Origin of the sequence: Streptomyces sp. NPDC051172, from assembly GCF_040682555.1 — a bacterium.
Lineage (GTDB): Bacteria > Actinomycetota > Actinomycetes > Streptomycetales > Streptomycetaceae > Streptomyces.
The window spans coordinates 103,197-121,933 of the sequence record NZ_JBFBBE010000022.1; the positions used below are offsets into that span (position 1 = coordinate 103,197).

At 69.6% G+C, this 18,737-nt stretch carries 11 protein-coding genes; 5 read left to right on the top strand and 6 right to left on the bottom strand.

Annotated elements, in window-relative coordinates:
* The first annotated feature begins 4 nt into the window (after positions 1 to 4).
* The 3 genes from AB0N07_RS16335 to AB0N07_RS16345 are packed head-to-tail and all read left to right on the top strand — an operon-like array spanning position 5 to position 7,535.
* Positions 5 to 3,247 carry a glycosyl hydrolase family 28 protein gene (locus AB0N07_RS16335; RefSeq protein WP_365835371.1) on the top strand — a complete coding sequence of 1,081 codons (3,243 nt, stop codon included), beginning with the start codon at positions 5 to 7 and terminating at the stop codon, positions 3,245 to 3,247.
* Positions 3,244 to 5,493: an alpha-galactosidase gene (locus AB0N07_RS16340; protein ID WP_365835373.1), complete on the top strand. Its 2,250-nt coding sequence runs from the start codon at positions 3,244 to 3,246 to the stop codon at positions 5,491 to 5,493. Before AB0N07_RS16335 ends, AB0N07_RS16340 begins: the two co-directional genes overlap by 4 nt.
* A gap of 11 nt (positions 5,494 to 5,504) precedes the next feature.
* Positions 5,505 to 7,535 carry a PQQ-dependent sugar dehydrogenase gene (locus AB0N07_RS16345; protein WP_365835375.1) on the top strand — a complete coding sequence of 677 codons (2,031 nt, stop codon included), beginning with the start codon at positions 5,505 to 5,507 and terminating at the stop codon, positions 7,533 to 7,535.
* A gap of 18 nt (positions 7,536 to 7,553) precedes the next feature.
* Here the strand turns inward: AB0N07_RS16345 and AB0N07_RS16350 are convergent, their stop codons facing one another.
* Together AB0N07_RS16350 and AB0N07_RS16355 are read right to left on the bottom strand one after the other, a co-directional pair.
* Entirely contained in the window at positions 7,554 to 9,380 is a 1,827-nt protein-coding gene (locus AB0N07_RS16350) for an AMP-dependent synthetase/ligase (protein ID WP_365835377.1), read from the bottom strand.
* 241 nt (positions 9,381 to 9,621) lie between these two features.
* Entirely contained in the window at positions 9,622 to 11,130 is a 1,509-nt protein-coding gene (locus AB0N07_RS16355; protein ID WP_365835379.1) for an MFS transporter, read from the bottom strand.
* A gap of 118 nt (positions 11,131 to 11,248) precedes the next feature.
* On the opposite strand from AB0N07_RS16355, the gene AB0N07_RS16360 reads away from it, so the two are divergent.
* Positions 11,249 to 12,229, top strand: a complete 981-nt coding sequence (locus tag AB0N07_RS16360) for an Lrp/AsnC family transcriptional regulator (protein WP_365835381.1) — start codon at positions 11,249 to 11,251, stop codon at positions 12,227 to 12,229.
* On the opposite strand, the gene AB0N07_RS16365 is transcribed toward AB0N07_RS16360, so the two are convergent.
* Positions 12,226 to 13,098 carry a LysR substrate-binding domain-containing protein gene (locus AB0N07_RS16365; RefSeq protein ID WP_365835383.1) on the bottom strand — a complete coding sequence of 291 codons (873 nt, stop codon included), beginning with the start codon at positions 13,096 to 13,098 and terminating at the stop codon, positions 12,226 to 12,228. The genes AB0N07_RS16360 and AB0N07_RS16365 overlap by 4 nt on opposite strands.
* A 167-nt stretch (positions 13,099 to 13,265) precedes the next feature.
* Between AB0N07_RS16365 and AB0N07_RS16370 the strand changes: the two genes are divergently transcribed.
* Positions 13,266 to 14,315: a bile acid:sodium symporter family protein gene (locus AB0N07_RS16370; RefSeq protein WP_365835385.1), complete on the top strand. Its 1,050-nt coding sequence runs from the start codon at positions 13,266 to 13,268 to the stop codon at positions 14,313 to 14,315.
* Here the strand turns inward: AB0N07_RS16370 and AB0N07_RS16375 are convergent.
* The 3 genes from AB0N07_RS16375 to AB0N07_RS16385 form a co-directional block, all read right to left on the bottom strand.
* A complete protein-coding gene (locus AB0N07_RS16375) occupies positions 14,251 to 15,462 on the bottom strand; it encodes a DUF4185 domain-containing protein (protein ID WP_365835387.1) in 1,212 nt (403 codons plus the stop codon). The genes AB0N07_RS16370 and AB0N07_RS16375 overlap by 65 nt on opposite strands.
* A 10-nt stretch (positions 15,463 to 15,472) precedes the next feature.
* The gene (locus AB0N07_RS16380) at positions 15,473 to 17,338 is read right to left on the bottom strand and encodes a sialidase family protein (protein ID WP_365835389.1); all 1,866 of its coding nucleotides are present in this window, start codon (positions 17,336 to 17,338) and stop codon (positions 15,473 to 15,475) included.
* A 295-nt stretch (positions 17,339 to 17,633) separates the two neighbouring features.
* On the bottom strand, positions 17,634 to 18,551 hold the full coding sequence (locus AB0N07_RS16385) for a zinc-binding dehydrogenase (RefSeq protein WP_365835391.1): 918 nt from the start codon (positions 18,549 to 18,551) through the stop codon (positions 17,634 to 17,636).
* Positions 18,552 to 18,737: the final 186 nt, after the last annotated feature.

The window sequence follows — 18,737 nt, forward strand, 5'->3', positions numbered from 1 at the left end:
TCATATGAGACCCCCCACCGCACAGCGGACGGGGGCGGCTGCGATCGTGTTCTTCGTCATCGCCGTCGTCCTCGGACTCGCCCACCCCGCCGCGCTCGCGGCCCCGCACCACAGCCCGCAGACCGCCGCCGTCTACGACGTCCGGGACTACGGAGCCAAGGCCGACGGCTCTGCCAACGACACCCCGGCCATCAACAAGGCCATCACTGCGGCTGGTTCGGCCTCCGGCGGCGGCATCGTCCGCTTCCCCGCCGGCGCCTACAGGTCCCAGAACACCATCCACATGAAGAGCCATGTGACGCTCCAGCTCGACAAGGGCGCCACCATCCAGGGCTCCGGCGCCGACACCTACGACAAGGCCGAGGCCAACCCCTACGACGCCTACCAGGACTACGGGCACAGCCACTTCCGCGACGCGATGATCTACGGCGACCGGCTGACCGACATCGGCTTCGTCGGGCAGGGCGTCATCGACGGCATGGGCAACCTGATCACCGGCAACCCGAAGTCCGGCGAGGCCGACAAGATCATCTCGCTGACGCGGTGTGACGGACTCCGTATCGGCGACGGTCTCACCCTCCGCCGTGGCGGCCACTTCGCGGCCCTTGTCAACGGCTGTAAGAACGTGACGTCGGACCACCTCACCATCGACACCGCGAGCGACCGCGACGGCTGGAACGTCATCTCGACGACCGACACCACGATCACCAACGCGACCATCCACGCCAACGACGACGCCCTGGTCTTCAAGAGCGACTACGCCCTCGGTGCCAAGCTGCCCAACGGCCATGTGCGGGTGAGCGATTCGACGCTCGGCGCCAGGTGCTGCAACGCCCTGATGTTCGGCTCCGAGACCTGCGGAGACTTCTCGGACTACCAGTTCGAGAACATCCGGATCGACGGCGCCGACAAGTCCGGCCTCGGCATGGTCTCGATGGACGGCTCGAAGATCTCCGACGTCCACTACCGCGACATCACGATGACCGACGTCCACTCGCCGATCATGCAGAAGATCGGCACCCGCAAGCGCTGCGGCAACAGTCCCGGTGTCGGATCGATCAGCAACGTCACGTACGACAACATCACGGCGACCGGCAACAGCCCCTCCTTCAGCCCGACCCTGTGGGGCGAGTCCGGGCACCGCATCAACGGCGTGACCTTCACCGACGTCAACATCACGGTCCCCGGCGGCAACGGCACCATGTCCACGGGCGTGCCGAGCAACGACTCGGCCGACTACAACCCCAAGAGCATCGGCACCCGGCCCGCCTACGGCTGGTACCTGCACAACGCCGACAACGTGCAGTTCACGGACAGCTCGGTCAAGTTCGCCTCGAATGACGGACGGCCCGCGTTCATCGCCAACGCGGCGGACGGCATCCGGCTCACCCGGTTCACCGCGCAGAAGGGCGGCAACTCGCCCTTCGACGTGGGCTTCCAGGACGTCACCGGCGGCTGCCTGACGGACAGTCACAACACCTCCGGCGGCGCCCTGCGCGTCTCGGGCGGCCAGGACTGCGGCAGTAGTACGGCGGTGAAGCCGCTCGACCTGGAGAACCCCCGCCAGGACTTCCTGCGCGCCTCCGTCGGCGGTCTGTTCCTGCACTGGGGCCTGCGCACCGCACCGGCCCACACCAGCTGCACCGCCTGGGAGAACGACGTCACGAGCGGGGGCTGGAGCCCCGACTACTGGGTGAACGAGGCGCAGAAGCTCCACACCCAGTACCTGGTCCTGGCCACCTTCCACAGCCGCCTCGGCTACGCCCGCCCCTGGCCGTCCAAGATCCCCGGATCCTGCTCCACCAAGCGGGACTTCCTCGGCGAGCTGATCACGGCTGCCAAGGCCAAGGGCATGAAGGTCATCCTCTACATGACCAACGACCCCCAGTGGCACGACGAGGGCGGCCACGAGTGGCTCGACTCGGCCGCCTACTCCGCCTACAAGGGCGAGAGCGTCGACCTGACGACCAACGACGGCTTCGGACAGTTCAGTTACGACAACTTCTTCGAGGTCATGGACCGCTACCCCGACCTCGGCGGCTTCTGGATCGACAACGACAACTCCTACTGGGAGAGCCACAACCTCTACCAGCAGATCTACGACAAGCGCCCGAACTACACGCTCAGCAACAACAACGAAGACACGCCGATCATGGACATGATCAGCAATGAGCAGAAGACGGGCATGACCCCGGCCTACGACTACCCGCAGGCCCTCTACACCGCCCAACCACGCCTGACCGAGGCCGACTTCAAGCTGCCCTCGACCGGTGCGTGGTGGTACGACGGCTCCAACCCCTCCGTCGACCGCGCGCTCACCCTCGGCCGCCTCATCACCAACGCCGGCTCCTCGGTGAAGGCGCTGATGGCCGAGACGGCCCAGGTCAACGGCAAGTTCCCGTCCAACCAGGCATCCTTCAACACTTTCGCGGACTCCTACCTCGACCCCATCTGGGAGTCCCTGCACGGCACCGAGGGCGGCGGCTACATGTACGGCGGCCTCAAGCCCGGCGCCTGGAACGACGGTGCGTACGGGGTGACGACCATCGCCAAGGACGACGCGAACCGGCAGTACATCCACGTCCTGACCCCGCCCAGCACCAGCACCCTGCGCGTGCGGGACAACGGCTACCGCATCGCCTCCGTCACCAACCTCCGCACGGGAGCGGCGGTTTCGTGGTCGCAGTCCGGCGGCGTGCTCACCCTGAGCGGGCTCGGCACCTGGGACCCGTACGACACGGTCTTCAAGGTCACGACGGCCGGCCGCCAGGGCATCCTCACCGGCGTCAAGGTCAGCGCGAGCGCCTCCGCGAGCGGGCACGCCGCGTCGGCGGCAGGCGACGGCGACTACCTCACCTACTGGGACAACAACAAGACGCTCCCCGTGAACCTCACCTTCGACCTCGGCTCGGCCAAGAAGGTGCAGTACATCGGGCTCAACCAGCGCGAGGACTCCGTGGCCTACGCCCGTTCGAGCACCGAGCAGTCGGCGCGGATCAAGGACTACAAGGTGTACGTCAGCAATGACGGCACCAACTGGGGGAGCGCGGTCAAGACCGGTCAGCTGCCGAGCCGCCGCGGCATCCAGGGCATCGACCTGACCGCCGCCAACGCCCGCTACGTCCGGCTCGAGGTCGACACCACCTGGGCCGCCTCCAGCGACACCACCCGCTACAAGCGACTGCGGGTCGACGAGGCGTGGATCGGCACGTCGTACGCGACACCCGCGAACGGGGGACAGTCATGATCCGTCTCAGATCGCTCACGGCCGCGGCGGCGGGCCTGCTGCTCGCCGCGGCGGTGCCGCTCGTGGGCACCGCCCACCCGGCGGCCGCCTCCGACAACGGCCAGTCCGTACGGCCCGCCATGGGCTGGTCCAGCTGGAGCTTCGTGCGCCGCACACCGACCGAGGCGAAGATCAAGGCGCAGGCCGACGCGCTGGTCTCCAGTGGCCTCAAGGACCACGGCTTCGTCTACGTCAACCTCGACGACTTCTGGCAGAAGTGCGATTCCAACGGCTTCACCGTGGACGGCTACGGTCGCTGGGCCGCCGACACCGGCAAGTTCCCGGACGGCATCAAGGCGGTGGCGGACTACGTCCACTCCAAGGGCCTGAAGTTCGGCTCCTACGTCACCCCCGGCATCGCGAAGAACGCCGTCACCAAGAACACACCGATCGAGGGGACCTCGTACCACGCGAAGGACATCGCGGACACCTCGAAGACCGAGAAGAACTACAACTGCAAGAACATGTACTACATCGACTACTCCAAGCCGGGCGCGCAGGAGTTCGTCGACTCCTGGGCCAAGCAGTTCGCGTCCTGGGGTGTCGACTACCTGAAGATCGACGGGGTGGGCAGCGCCGACATCCCCGACGTCCAGGCCTGGGACAAGGCGCTGCGGGCCAGCGGACGGCCCATCAACTTCGCCCTGTCCAACAACCTGCCGATCGCCGACGCCCCCACCTGGCGGAAGCTGGCGAACAGCTGGCGCACCCAGGGTGACGTCGAGTGCTACTGCGGGCCGGGGAGCAACGGCAGCGGCTATCCGCTGACCGACTGGTCCCATGTCTCCAAGCGCTTCGACTCGGCCGCCTCCTGGCAGCAGTACGCCGGCCCCGGCGGCTGGAACGACCTGGACTCGCTGGAGATCGGCAACGGCGACCAGGTGGGTCTGACGGCGGACCAGCGCCGCTCGCACTTCACGCTGTGGTCGATGGCGGCGGCCCCGCTGCTGCTCGGCACCGACCTCACCCAACTCGACTCCGTCGACAAGGCGATGCTGACCAACGACCGGATCATCGGCGTCGACCAGGACGGGAGCGCCGCGAAGCGGATCGTCAGCAGCGGTGTCAAACAGGTCTGGAGCAAGAAGGAGAGTGACGGGCAGTACGTCGTCGCGCTGTTCAACACCGGTACGTCGGGCAACGCGACGGTGAGCGTGAACTGGTCGCAGGTCGGATTCAGCGGCTCGGGTGACGTGACCGACCTGTGGTCCGGATCCCACAAGGGCGTGATCGCCGACTCCTACAGCGCGACCCTGCGTCCGGGCGAGACCCGGCTCATCCGGGTCAGGCCGGCCAACTCCCTGAAGGCGGCGGCCGCTTCACCCGGCTTCGCTGTTGCCCCGTACGAGTACCTCGGCTGGGGCAGCCCCCAGAACCCGACCTCCGTGATGTCCGCGACCGGCGTCAAGTGGTTCACGCTCGCCTTCATCCTCTCCGACGGCACCTGCAACCCGAAGTGGGACGGCTCCCGCGCGCTGACCGGAGGCAGCGACCAGTCCACCATCAACGCGATCAGAGGCGCGGGCGGTGACGTCGTCGTCTCCGTCGGCGGCTGGAGCGGGAACAAACTCGGCGAGAAGTGCTCCAGCGCCTCCGCGCTCGCCGGCGCCTACCAGAAGGTGATCAACGCCTACAGGCTGAAGGCGCTCGACATCGACATCGAGAACACCGAGTGGTCCAACGCGACCGTGCGGCAGCGGGTGGTCGACGCGCTGAAGACGGTGAAGGCCAACAACTCCGGTCTGAAGACCGTCATCACCTTCGGCACCACCTCCAGCGGCCCCGACTCCACCGGCGTCGACATGATCAAGCGGGCCGCCAACTCCGGTCTGGCGAACGACGTCTGGTGCATCATGCCGTTCGACTTCGGCGGCGGAACCACCAACATGGGCAGCCTCACCACCAAGGCCATGGAAGGACTCAAGGCCCAGGTGAAGTCGGCGTACGGCTACAGCGACGCCACCGCCTACACCCACATCGGGCTGTCGTCGATGAACGGCAAGACCGACGACTCCGGTGAGCGCGTGCGGGTGGCCGACTTCAGGACCATGCTCGCCTACGCCCAGCAGCACCACATCGGACGGCTCACCTACTGGGCCGTCAACCGCGACCGGGCCTGCGGCTCGGGCACCGACGGCGACGCCTGCAGCGGCGTGACACAGCAGCCGTACGACTACCTCAAGGTCTTCACCCAGTACACGGGCTGAGGGGAACCTCCGTGAACATCAGAAGAGTTCTGCCGTACGGCGTCGCGGCGGCCCTGGCGCTGCCGCTCGCCGGACTCGGCCAGGGCACCGCGCTGGCCGCCACCGACTACCAGGCCGAGGACGCCCAGATCTCGCAGGGCACCGTGGCCACCAACCACACCGGGTACACCGGCACCGGCTTCGTCGACTACACCAACGTCAAGGGCTCCTATGTGGAGTTCACGGTGAGCGCGGCCTCCGCAGGCACCTCCGCCCTCACCCTGCGCTACGCCAACGGGACCTCCACCGACCGGCCGATGGACATCTCCGTCAACGGCACGGTCGTCGCCTCCGCCGTGTCCTTCCCGGCCACCGCCGACTGGAACACCTGGGTCACCAAGACCGTCGACGTCCCGCTGACCGCGGGCACCGACAAGATCCGGGCCACCGCCACCACCGCCAACGGCGGCCCCAACCTCGACCGCGTCAGCCTCGACGCGGCCGCCGACACCCAGGCCCCGGCCCGCCCCGGACAGCCCAGCTGCTCCGACATCGGCGAGGACTCCCTCACCCTGGCCTGGGGCGCGTCCACGGACAACGTGGGGGTGAGCGCATACGACATCTACGAGCACGGCAACAAGATCAGTGAGGCGCCGGGGAGTTCGACCTCCAAGGCGCTGACCGGGCTCACCCCCAACACCGACTACAACCTCACGGTGATCGCCCGCGACGCGGCCGGCAACACCTCGCCCGCCAGCCCGGTCGTCGACTGCACCACCAAGCCCAGCTCCGACACCACCCCGCCGAGCAAGCCGGGCACGCTCTCCGCGAGCAATGTCACCGCCAACAGCGCCGACCTCAAGTGGGGCGCCTCGACCGATGACAAGGCGGTCGTCGCCTATGACGTGCGCAGCGACACCACCGTCTACGACACGGTCACCAGCGGCACGTCGACCACGCTCACCGGGCTCGCCTGCAACAGCCCCTACAGCCTGAACGTCGTCGCCCGGGACGCGGCCGGCAACGTCTCCGAGGCCAGCAACACCGTCACCTTCACCACGAAGGCGTGCGCGACCGACGGCGGCGTCCCGTCCTCGATCGCGACGCTCTCCAGCGGCTGGACCATCCCCTGGGGCACCTACTGGATGCCCGACGGCAAGACCGCCCTGGTCACCGAGCGGGACGACTTCAAGGTCTGGAAGGTCACCAAGGACGGTACGAAGACGCAGGTCGGCACCGTCCCGAACGCCGTCACCACCAACGGCGAGGGCGGACTGCTCGGCGTCGCCGTCGACCCGAAGTGGGCGACCAACCACTACGTCTACTTCATGCACACCGCCTCCGAGGGCAACCGGGTCGTGCGCATGACGTACGACGGCACCCAGCTCGGCGACTACAAGATCCTTCTCCAGGGCATCAAGAAGAACCGCTACCACAACGGCGGCCGCCTCGTCTTCGGCCCCGACGGCTACCTCTACGTCTCCACCGGCGAGGCCCAGACGCCCGACCTGGCGCAGGACAAGAACTCCCTGAACGGAAAGATCCTTCGCATGACGACCGACGGCAAGCCGGCCCCCGGCAACCCGTTCGGAAACTACGTTTACAGTTACGGCCACCGCAATCCGCAGGGTCTCGCCTTCGACCGCAACGGGCGCCTGTGGGAAGCGGAGTTCGGCAACAGCTCCAAGGACGAGCTGAACCTCATCAAGCCGGGCGCCAACTACGGCTGGCCGATCTGCGAGGGCACCTGCAGCACCGCCGGGATGACCAACCCCAAGGCCACCTGGAACGTCTCCGAGGCCTCGCCCAGCGGTATCGCGATCGTCCGCAACGTCGTCTACATGGCGTCCCTGCGCGGCGAACGGCTGTGGCGGATCCCGATCAACGGGGACAACGAGAGCGTCGGCACACCGACCGCGTACTACGTGGGCACGTACGGCCGTCTGCGGACCGTGACCAAGGTGCCGGGCGCCGACCAGCTGTGGCTGTCGACCACCAACTGCGACAACAACGGAAACCAGCCCGACGGATCGGACAAGCTCTTCCGCATCGACATCAGTTGACGGAGTGTCAGTACCGGCTCAGGCCCGGTAGAGCGCCTCGACCTCGTTGGCGTAGGCGTTCTCGATGGCCTTCCGCTTCAGCTTCAGGGACGGGGTCAGCAGACCGTGTTCCTCGGTGAACGGCTGGGCCAGTATCCGGAAGGTGCGGATCGACTCGGCCTGCGAGACGAGGGTGTTGGCGGCGACGACCGAGCGCCGCACCTCCGTCTCCAGGTCGGCGTCCCGCACCAGCTCGGCCGGCGACATCTGCGGCTTGCCGCGCATGGTCAGCCAGTGCTCGACGGCCTCCTGGTCGAGGGTGACCAGGGCGGCGACGTACGGACGGTCGTTGCCGACGACGATGCACTGGTTGACCAGCGGGTGGTCGCGCACCCGCTCCTCCAGCAGACCGGGGGAGACGCTCTTGCCGCCGGAGGTCACCAGGATCTCCTTCTTGCGGCCGGTGATCGTGAGGAAGCCGTCCTCGTCGAGGGCGCCCAGGTCGCCGGTGGCGAGCCAGCCGTCGTGCAGGGTCTCGTCAGTGGCCTTCGGGTTGTTCAGGTAGCCCTGGAAGATGTTGGCGCCGTGCAGCCAGATCTCGCCGTCGTCCGCGATGTGCACGGTGACGCCGGGGATGGGCTGTCCGACGGTGCCGTAGCGGGTGCGCTCGGGCGGGTTGGCGGTCGCGGCCGCCGTCGACTCCGTGAGGCCGTAGCCCTCGTAGATCTGCACTCCCGCGCCCGCGAAGAACAGGCCGAGCCGGCGGTCCATCGCGGAGCCGCCCGAGATGGCGTTGCGGATGCGGCCGCCCATCGCTGCCCGGAGCTTGGAGTAGACAAGCTTGTCGAACAGCTGGTGCTGCACGCGCAGGCCGGCCGACGGGCCGGGTCCGATGCCCCAGGCCTTCGCCTCGACGGCGTCCGCGTACTTCACGGCGATCTCGACGGCCTTCTCGAACGGCCCGGCCTTGCCGTCCTTCTCGGCCTTCCGGCGGGAGGCGTTGAAGACCTTCTCGAAGATGTACGGCACAGCGAGGATGAACGTCGGCTTGAACGCCTGCAGGTCGGGCAGCAGAGTGGCCGCGTTCATCTGAGGCTGGTGCCCGAAGCGGATCCCGTGCCGGATCGCGGTGACCTCCACCATCCGCCCGAAGACGTGCGCGAGCGGCAGGAACAGCAGTGTCGCCGCCTCGTCACCCTTCTTGGAGTGGAACACCGGCTCCATGTGCTCGGCGACCGTGTCCGCCTCGAACATGAAACTGGCGTGCGTGATGACGCAGCCCTTGGGGCGGCCCGTGGTGCCCGAGGTGTAGATGATCGTCGCGGTCGATTCGGGGGTGACCGCCTGCCGGTGCCGGTGCACCACGTCGTCGTCGATGTACGCGCCCGCGTCGTACAGCTCCTGCACGGCTCCGATGTCGAGCTGCCACAACTGGTGCAGCTGCGGCAGCCGGTCGATGACGCTGGCGATCGTCATCGCGTGGTCCTCGTGCTCCACGATCGCCGCCGAACACTCGGCGTCGTAGAGCATCCAGAAACACTGCTCGGCCGAGGACGTGGGATAGATCGGCACCACCTGGGCGCCGATCGTCCACAGCGCGAAGTCGAACAGCGTCCACTCGTAGCGGGTACGGGACATGATCGCGACGCGGTCGCCGAAGCGGATGCCGCGGGCCAGCAGCCCCTTGGCCAGGGCCAGCACCTCGTCCCGGAACTCCGCCGCCGTCACATCACGCCACTGCCCCTGGTCGTCCTTGCGGCCCAGGCTGATGTGCAGCGGGTCTTCCTGGGCGCGCTCGAAGACGACGTCGGCCAGACCGCCCACCGGCGGTGACAACGTCAACGGAGGGTTGGTGAACTCGCGCAAACCCGCTCCCCGCTCCTCAGCGCCCGATTTAGTGCTACTCCGCACAGGGCGTGAAAGCTACCCCAGTCGGCGACGGGGCGGGAGGGGGGCCGGATCCGAGCAGTGCTCAGGTACACGCTGGTCACGGCCGGAAAATGCGCTCACATCCGGAAGGGTCGGACAGAAAACTGACGGTTGAGTAAGTTTCGGTCCCGTAATCTCCACCGAATCTGTACGACCTGGCAACCAGCCCGGGCGCCCGTCAACGGGCCTGTCCGAGCGGGGCCGTCCTCTCCTCCGTCAGCGTCGGAGAGGAGGATTCCGTTACTTCCGTCCGGGTCGGGCGCGCCGTCCTGACCAGGACGATCACCAGTGCTCCGGCGATCGTCGCGGTCAGCCCCGCCGCCACCGCCGCCGTGTTCAGCCCCGACGCGAACGCCGACCGCAGCGCATGCTCGGAGAAGCCCCCGCGCAGGGCCCCGGCGGCGCCTCCCGCCAGCGCATGGGCCGCGTCGTGCGGCAGCGTGCTTTGCATGCGCGACGTCAGTACGGTGCCGTAGACGGCGATACCGAGCGCGAGGCCGAGCTGTCGGAAGGTGTTGACCGCGCCGCCCGCCATCCCGGAGCGCTCCGGCGGTACGGCGGCCAGCGCCGCGCCCGCGATCCCGGGCGCCACCAGCCCCGTACCGACCCCGATCAGCACCATGCCCGGTGCCAGCACGGACGCCGTCGACCCCGCGTCCAGCACCGTCATGCAGAACTGCCCCGAGCCCACCAGCAGCAGCCCGCCGCCGACCGTGATCCGCGCCGGCACCCCGTGCAGCAGCCGCCCGCCGGCCGCCGCCACCACGAACGCCGACAGCGACATCCACAGGAACACCGCACCGGCGCGCACCGGGCTCAACCCGAGCAGCGACTGCATCCATATCGAGTCGTACGCCATGAGACCGAACGCCCCCGCGTTGAAGGCGAGCGCGCCCACCATCACGACGGAGAACCGGGGGTTCAGGAACAGCCGCGGATCCAGCAGCGGGTCGGCGCCGCGCCGCTCCACCGTGACGAAGCAGACCAGCGCCACCACCGCCGCCGCGAACGTCACGAGGGTGCCCGTCTCGCCCCAGCCGCGCTCCCCGGCCCGCACCGCCCCGTACGTCAGCCCGCCCGCGAAGGCCGCGAAGGTCACCGTTCCCGCCCAGTCGATCCGCCGCTCACGTGAGCCGTGCGACTCCGGTACGACCCTCAGCGTCAGCCACACCGCAGCCACGCTCACCGGCAGATTCACGTAGAAGATCCACCGCCAGCCCGGCCCGTCCGTCAGCACCCCGCCGAGTACCGGCCCCACCGCGGCCGCCGCACCGCTGACCGCACCCCACACGCCGAGCGCCACCGAACGCTGCCTGCCCTGATAGACGGAGCCCAGCAGCGGCAGTGTGGTCGCGAGCATCGCCGCCCCGCCGAGACCCTGCAGCGCGCGCGAGGCGACCAGCATCCCCGGCCCGCCCGCAAGCCCGCACAGCAGCGAGGCCGTCGCGAACACCACCACGCCCACGACATGCACCCGCCGCCGGCCCAGGATGTCGGCCGCGGCGCCCGTCCCGAGCAGCAGCGCGGCCAGCGCCAGCGCATACCCGTCCATCACCCACTGCAGATCGCTCAGCGACGCGTGCAGCGAACCCGCCATGTCCGGCAGCGCGACCACCGCGATGGTCACATCCAGCAACAACATGAACGTGCTCAGGCACACGGCCGTGAGCGGCCCCCATGTACGCATGTCCTCAACTCCTGTGCTTCGTGTACGTCGGATGCGTCTCTCCGTACGATGGGGGGTGAGCGGCAGATCGCAACGGCAGCCAGGAATTTGTCGAAGGAATCCGACAGGAGTAGCCGGTATGGAGATGGAATCCGATGTCTTCGACAAGCTCGACCTGCAGCTGCTGAGCGCGCTGGAGATCAACGGCCGGGCCTCCTTCAGCCGGATCGGCGCCGTGCTCGGCGTTTCCGACCAGACGGTCGCGCGCCGCTACCGGCGGCTGTGCGGCGAGGGCGGCCTGCGTGTCGTCGCGGTCCTGGACAGCGACGCGCTCGGCCTGGACCACTGGACGCTGCGGCTGCGCTGCGTCCCCGACAGTGCCCAGACCATCGCGGAGGCGCTCGCCAGACGGCCCGACACCAGCTGGATCGGGCTGGCCTCCGGCGGCACCGAGATCGTCCTCGGCACCCGGCCGCGCAACGCCGGCGACCGCGACGACCTGCTGCTGGGCAAGCTCCCGCGCACCCCGCGGCTGCTGGAGATCCGCGCGTACCAGAAGCTGCACCGCTACTTCGGCGGCCCGCAGGGCTGGCTGCAGAAGTTCTCGGCTCTCGCCCCGGACCAGATCGAGGCCCTCACCCCTGATCCCGTGCCCGAGCCGGGTCCCGCCCGGATCGACCGGGAGGACGAGCCCCTGCTCGCCGTCCTCGAACGCGACGGGCGCGCCACCTACCCGGAGCTCCAGCGCGCGACCGGTCGTTCGGAGTCCGCCGTCAAGCGGCGCCTGGCCACGCTGATCGCCTCCCGGGCGATCTACATCGACTGCGAGTACGACCCCGAGATCGTCGGCCACCCGCTGATGGCCGCCCTCTGGCTCACCGTCGCTCCCGCGGCACTCCACTCCGTCGGCCGGGCGCTCGCCGATCACGCCCCGATCGCCCACGTCTCCGCGACCGCGGGCCCCACCAACGTCACGGCGACGGCGGTCGTCAGGAACACCTCGGATCTGTACGACTACCTCAGCGGCCCCCTCGGCCACCTTGAGGGCGTCCAGCATGTGGAGGCGACGCCGTACCTGCGCAACGTCAAGCAGCTGACGTACCGGCCGAGGCCTCGCTAACCACTGCGCCTGCGCTGCAGCCGGACCCCGCCCGCCAGGATCGTCGCCGCCAGCGCGTCCGCCGCGCTCTGGGCGGAGGTGCGGCGGGTGCCGTGGTCCAGGACGAAGTCGACGCGGCCGAGTTCGGGCAGCCCGAAGCGGTCCGGGACGCGGACCAGGCCCGGCGGGATCAGACCACGGGAGTGCGCCATGACGCCGAGGCCGGCCCGGGCCGCCGCGATCAGGGCGCTCAGGCTGCCGCTGGTGCAGGCGACGCGCCACGGCCGGCCCTGACGCTCCAGGGCCTCGAAGGCCAGCGCGCGCGTGATGCCCGGCGGCGGAAAGACGATCAGCGGCACCGGGCGGTCCGCGTCCAGGCGCAGCCGCTCCGCACCGATCCACACCAGCTCGTCGTGCCAGACCAGCTCGCCGCGCGGGTCCTCCGGGCGCCGCTTGGCCAGCACCAGGTCCAGCTTCCCGGCGGCCAGCTGCTCGTGCAGGACGCCCGACAGCTCGACCGTCAGCTCCAGATCGACCTCCGGATGGTCGTGCCGGAAGCCCTCCAGGATCTCCGGCAGCCGGGTCAGCACGAAGTCCTCCGAGGCACCGAAGCGCAGCCGGCCGCGCAGCCGCGTGCCCGTGAAGAACGCCGAGGCCTGCTCCTGCACCTCCAGGATCCGGCGCGCGAACCCGAGCATCGCCTCACCGTCCTCCGTCAGCTCCACGGAATGGGTGTCCCGCGAGAACAGCTGCCGCCCGGTGGCGTCCTCCAGGCGCCGCACGTGCTGGCTGACGGTGGACTGCCGCAGCCCCAGCCGCCGGGCGGCCTGCGTGAAGCTCAACGTCTGGGCCACCGCCAGGAAGGTCCGCAGGTGGGAGGGGTCATACATGGGAAACAACGGTACTCGCTCATCGTGAATCGTGATGACAGTCAGAGCGGTATGACGGATTCCCGATCGGCTTCCGGAGGAGGACGATGAACGGGGGACCTCCGGCCCCGGACAGCCCCCGGGCACGGAGCCCGGACCCGCCGACCGCAACAAGCAAGTGGAGCAATGTGAAACGCCTGCAATGGCCGAGCTGGATACCGATCGACCCCTACATCCTGCTGCTGCTCGGGACGGTGGGCCTCGCGGCTCTTCTCCCGGCGCGCGGGGCGGGGGCCGACGTGGCCTCGGGCGCCTCCACGGCCGCGATCGCCTTCCTCTTCTTCCTGTACGGCGCCCGGCTCTCCACCCGTGAGGCGCTGGACGGACTCAAGCACTGGCGGCTGCACGGCACGGTCCTCGCCTGCACATTCGTGGTCTTCCCGCTGCTGGGCCTGGCCGCCCGCGGTCTCGTCCCGGTCCTGCTGACCCACCCGCTCTACCAGGGCCTGCTCTTCCTCACGCTCGTCCCCTCCACCATCCAGTCGTCGATAGCCTTCACGTCGATCGCCCGGGGAAACGTTCCGGCGGCGATCTGTGCGGGCTCCTTCTCCTCGCTCGTCGGCATCGTCATCACACCCCTGCTCGCCGCCGCCGTCCTCGGCAGCAGTGCCGGCGGGTTCTCGGCCGACTCGCTCGTCCAGATCGTGCTGCAGCTGCTGGTGCCGTTCCTCACCGGACAGCTGCTGCGGCGCTGGATCGGCGGCTTCGTCGCCCGGCACAAGAAGGTCCTCGGCCTGGTCGACCGCGGCTCCATCCTGCTCGTCGTCTACACCGCGTTCAGCGAGGGCATGGTCCAGGGCATCTGGCACCAGGTGAGCCCGCTGCGGCTGGGCGGCCTGCTGGTCGTGGAGGCCGTCCTGCTCGCCGTGATGCTCGCCCTGACCTGGTACGGCGCCAAGGCTCTGCGCTTCGACCGCGAGGACCGCATCGCCATCCAGTTCGCCGGCTCCAAGAAGTCCCTCGCCTCCGGACTGCCCATGGCCAGCGTCCTGTTCGGCGTCCACGCCTCGCTGGCCGTGCTGCCGCTGATGCTCTTCCACCAGATGCAGCTGATGGTCTGCGCGGTGCTCGCCAAGCGCCGCTCGCACGACCCCGAGGCGGAAGCCGCCGAGGTCACCGCGACCGCGTCACCCGCACCGTCACGAACCGCGGTCGGTACAGGCTCACGTTCGCGTTGATGCTCGCGGAAGCGCCGCCCGTCTCCAGCCAGTTGACGTCGTAGCTCAGCACCAGCCGCCCTTCGCCGCTCAGCTCGGGATGCACCTGCGGGTTGTAGGCGGCGACGCCCGCCGTCGGCAGCGAAGGGCTGAAGCTCCTCGTCGGGCCGTGCCACGGCCCGACGAGGGAGCACGCCCAGTACGAGGTCACGGTGGTCAGCCCCGCCGTCCCCGCGGCCATCGTGAACAGCACATAGGTCCCGCCCACCCGCACCACCGAGAACGCGCTGCCCACCTTCGCCCCGCTCACCGGCCGCGGCCGCAGACCCCATCCCGAACCGTCCCAGTACCGCCAGGCGGCCGCATCCCCGAGCCGCCCCTCGGGCACCCGCGCCAGATACGCCGACGAGGCCGGCCGGGAGGCGGCCTGCCCGTCGTCGCCGCCGAAGACATAGGTCCAGCCGCCCTTCTCCACCAGCGTCGTACCGAACAGGATCCGGCGCGACGGATCGGGCATCAGGCTCTGGTCGAGCACCTTCACCACCGACTCGACCCGCAGATCCGGCAGGGAGAGCGTGGCGACCTCGGTCGCGGTGGGCACCCCGTAGATCCACGGGGACTGTCCGGCCGCCCGCACCCACAGCAGCACCCGGACGACCTTCTCGGAGGAACCGGGGGAGCGCGGCTCGACCCGGGCCGCGACCGGCCAGCGCCACTGGTTCTGGGCGGGATCGGGGAAGAGCGGCGCGGGAAGCGTGCTCTCCAGGCGGCCCCTGCCGTCCATCACCACGGCCGAGTTGCGCACCAGCGGGGCCGTCGTGTCCCGCCAGGCGTACGACTCGCCGACCGGGTTGGGCGGGCGGTGCACCTGGCCGAGATAGGTGTCCGAGAACAGCCACAGCACCCGCCCGTCCGGCAGCCGCACCGAGTGGGTGCCGTCGCCGCCGGTCCAGTCGTCGGTACGGGTCGCGTCGTCGCCGTACCGCGCGAACTCACGCGTGAGACGGTCGTCGGCCGACCACGAGGAGACCGTGTGCGGTGTACACGCGCCGCCCTCCCGTCGGCCGTGCTCCGGGAGGGCGGTGAGCAGCACGGCCCCGAGAGCCAGGGCCAGCAGCAGGCCGAGGCCGGTTCCCGTCCGCTGTCGTGCTCGTACGTCGTCGGGCACCCACGGGACGTTAGTGGCTGTTGCTCACACGGTCCATGGGCAGCCACAGCACCGTGTCCTTCAGTGACGGGGCACGGGCGGCGAGTTCCTGGTCGCTCAGCGCCCGGTCCCACACATGGACCTCGTCGATCGCACCGGTGAAGAAGGCCCGGCTGTCCATGCGCTGACCGATGTGCACACCGAACGGCGAGTTGCGGCTCACCGACCCGGGCACGTCGGCGGTACTGAGCGCCGTACCGTCGACGATCAGCGTCAGCTGTCCTCCCCCACGCCGCAGCGCCAGATGGTGCCACTTCCCGTCGTTGTACGCCCCGGCGGTGCGGACGGACGCCGACTGCGGGCCCGCCGCGCCGTTGCGCACCGTGATCAGGCCCTGGATACGGTTGTCCGCGGGCTCGCCGCGCAGCCAGACCTGGGGCTGTGTGGTGCCGATCCCGCCCATCCACAGCAGCGGCTGCTCACCGGTCGTGGCCGTGTAGCGGAACCACAGTGACGCCGTGAAGTCCTTTGTCCCGAGCGGCAGTCCGTCCCGATACGGCAGGCGTACGGCGTCGTCGACACCGTCGAACTCCAGCGCCCCGCCGAACGCGCCGTCCGTCTCCCGGGCGCCCCCGAGCACGGCCGCCGGCGGTTCGTGCCGGGCGAGGTCGACGGTGGTCGGGTCCGGGCCGCGGCGCGGCTGCAGCCAGTCCTCGGTGAAGCGGGTGAAGCGGATCTCGTCGCGGGCGTCGACGGCACCGCCCTCGTACAGCAGTCCCACTGTGGCGCGGTCGACCCGCACCAGGTCGGAGTAGCCCGACCAGTCCGTGGTGACGACCGTGCCACGGTCCACGCTGTCCCAGGTGCGTCCGCCGTCGTACGAGGAGCGGATCATCATGGTCCGGCGGCGGTCGGGGTCGCCGGGGCAGGCCAGCAGGATGCGGTCGCCCACACGCAGCATCGAGCCCTGCACCTGGGGCGCGTAGAAGTCGGGCAGGTCGTGGAACCGGGTGGCGAAGCTGTCGCCGCCGTCGCGGCTGACCGTCTGGGTGCGGTGGCCGAGGTCGGTGCCGTCCTGCTCGCGGCCGCTGACCAGGACCGAGCCGTCGCCGCGCTCGGTGAGCGTGAGCTCGGAGGGCTTCTGCCGGAAGGTGCCGTCGTCCGCGATCGGCCAGGAGTCGGTGGCGCCGATCCGCCAGCGGCCGCCGCCGTCGTCGCTGACGATCAGCGCCGCGTGGTTGGCGGTGACGCGGCTGCCGTTCCATGTCTCGGTGTTGACGCCGAAGACCAGCCGCCCGGCATGTCTGCCACGGGTGAGCTGGATGCCGTGCACGGGCCCGGTGGCGTACCAGGAGTTCCAGTCCGCGGGCAGGATCTCGGAGCTCAGATCACGCGGCGCGGACCAGGTCTGCCCGTCGTCGTCGCTGTACTGCAGATGCGGGGTCCGGTCGCAGGGCACCGTACAGCTGGAGCCGTCCGTACGGCCCGTGTTGTACGTCTCGGCCAGCAGGACACGGCCCGTGGCGTGGTCCACGATCGGCGCCGGATTGCCGTGCGTGTCGCCGCCGCCGTGGTTGACGACCTGGAGCGGGCCCCAGGTGCGGCCGCCGTCCGTGGAGCGTTTGAGGACGATGTCGATGTCGCCGGCGTCCCCGCAGTTGCGGACGCGGCCCTCGGCGAACGCCAGCAGCGTGCCGTCGGCGGACTTCACGACCGCCGGTATGCGGAAGCAGGCGTAGCCGGGGTCCTGGGAGGCCCTGAAGACGACCTGCTGCTCGAACCCGGGGTTCGCGGTGGAGGGTTGGGCTTGCGCGGGGTGCGGCGACAGGGCCGGTGCGGCCGTGACGGCGACTGCTGCGATCACGGTTCTCAGACGGGCGCGAAGACGTGACGGCATGGTGCGAACCTGCCCTTCAGAGGTCTCGACATCTGGACATCCCACGTCCAATGTCCGTATTTCAGAGGCTAGTTGGGGCCTCCGGAGCCTCACAAGAACCGTGCAGCCACTCGCCGGCTTCGTGGCGGGCGGAACCGACCGGAAGTACGGCCGCGGGACCGGGACTGGGCGCCGGGTGCTCCGTGCTCGCCCCTTCTCACCGCGCGCACCGGGCAGTGCCGCCGGAACCCTGATCCCGTCGAGCGGGTCCTGGACCGCCTCGGACGACGGGTCGGTTGACGCATGGACGGAGATTTCACGGGCGCAGAACCACCTTGCCCAGATTGGTCCGCGACTCGATCACCGCGTGCGCCTTCGGCGCGTCCTCCAGCGCGAACTCCCCGTGCACGGCGGGCTTCAGCGTGCCCGCCCCGAACAGTTGCCACAACTCCTGACGCCGGCGCTCGTACAGTTCCGGCTCTCCGCGGGCGATCCGCGCCATCTGGAAGCCGATCACGGACTTGGCGCCGACGAGCAGGTCGTACGCCCGGATCGTCCCGCCGCCCGAGCTGTACGCCACCAGCCGCCCGCCCGGAGCGAGTGCGGCGACGGCCGGGGTGAGCAGTTCGCCGCCGACGGCATCCAATGCGTAGTCGACGGGATCTCCCCAGCTGTCGTCGCCGTACGCGACGACGTCGTCTGCGCCGAGGGAGCGCACGAAGTCCGCCTTCCCGGCATCGGAGACGGCACCCACCACCCGGGTCGCACCCCGCACCTTCGCCAACTGCACGGCGAGGTGGCCGACTCCGCCGGCGGCGGTCGTGACCAGCGCTGTCTCGCCCGGTTCCGGGCGGGCGGCCTCCAGGGCGCCGAGGGCGACGAGGCCGCTGCGGACGAGGGCGACCGCGTCGACCGCCGAGGCGCCGTCCGGTACGGGGGAGGCCATGGCCTCGTGCAGGAGCGCGAAGTCGGCGTAACCGTGCCCGAAGCACAGCCCGGTAGCGCGGTCGCCGGAGCGGAAGCGGGTGACTCCTTCACCGACGGCCACGATCTCGCCCGCGATCTCACCTCCCAGCGGGATCGGCTCGGCGGCCTCGGCGACCTTGCGGACGACGGGGAGCGTGACGCCCACGGCCTCGCAGCGGACGAGGAGTTCACCGGGTCCGGGCTCGGGGACCGGGGCTTCCTCCAGAAGCAACGGGCCGCCGGTGGACTCGTAGCGGACGCGGCGCATCACACCTCCAGGTATCGTTGGGACTCCCAACGGCTTCATTGGGGGTCCCAACGATAAGTCGAGGTTCATTGGGAAGTCCAATGACTTTTCGCTAGTGAGCCGGTCTTGAGGTCTCGCTTCGCCACGTGAGCTGTGTTCTGTTTCGGATCATGGCTGTGCTGGTGACAGCGGTGCTGTTCTTCGGTG

Bases quoted from the DNA above. Each gene is read 5' to 3' on its own strand.
- AB0N07_RS16335 (WP_365835371.1), top strand. From the start codon at position 5: ATGAGACCCCCCACCGCACAGCGGACGGGGGCGGCTGCGATCGTGTTC.
- AB0N07_RS16340 (WP_365835373.1), top strand. From the start codon at position 3,244: ATGATCCGTCTCAGATCGCTCACGGCCGCGGCGGCGGGCCTGCTGCTC.
- AB0N07_RS16355 (WP_365835379.1), bottom strand. From the start codon at position 11,130: ATGCGTACATGGGGGCCGCTCACGGCCGTGTGCCTGAGCACGTTCATG.
- AB0N07_RS16360 (WP_365835381.1), top strand. From the start codon at position 11,249: ATGGAGATGGAATCCGATGTCTTCGACAAGCTCGACCTGCAGCTGCTG.
- AB0N07_RS16365 (WP_365835383.1), bottom strand. From the start codon at position 13,098: ATGTATGACCCCTCCCACCTGCGGACCTTCCTGGCGGTGGCCCAGACG.
- AB0N07_RS16380 (WP_365835389.1), bottom strand. From the start codon at position 17,338: ATGCCGTCACGTCTTCGCGCCCGTCTGAGAACCGTGATCGCAGCAGTC.
- AB0N07_RS16385 (WP_365835391.1), bottom strand. From the start codon at position 18,551: ATGCGCCGCGTCCGCTACGAGTCCACCGGCGGCCCGTTGCTTCTGGAG.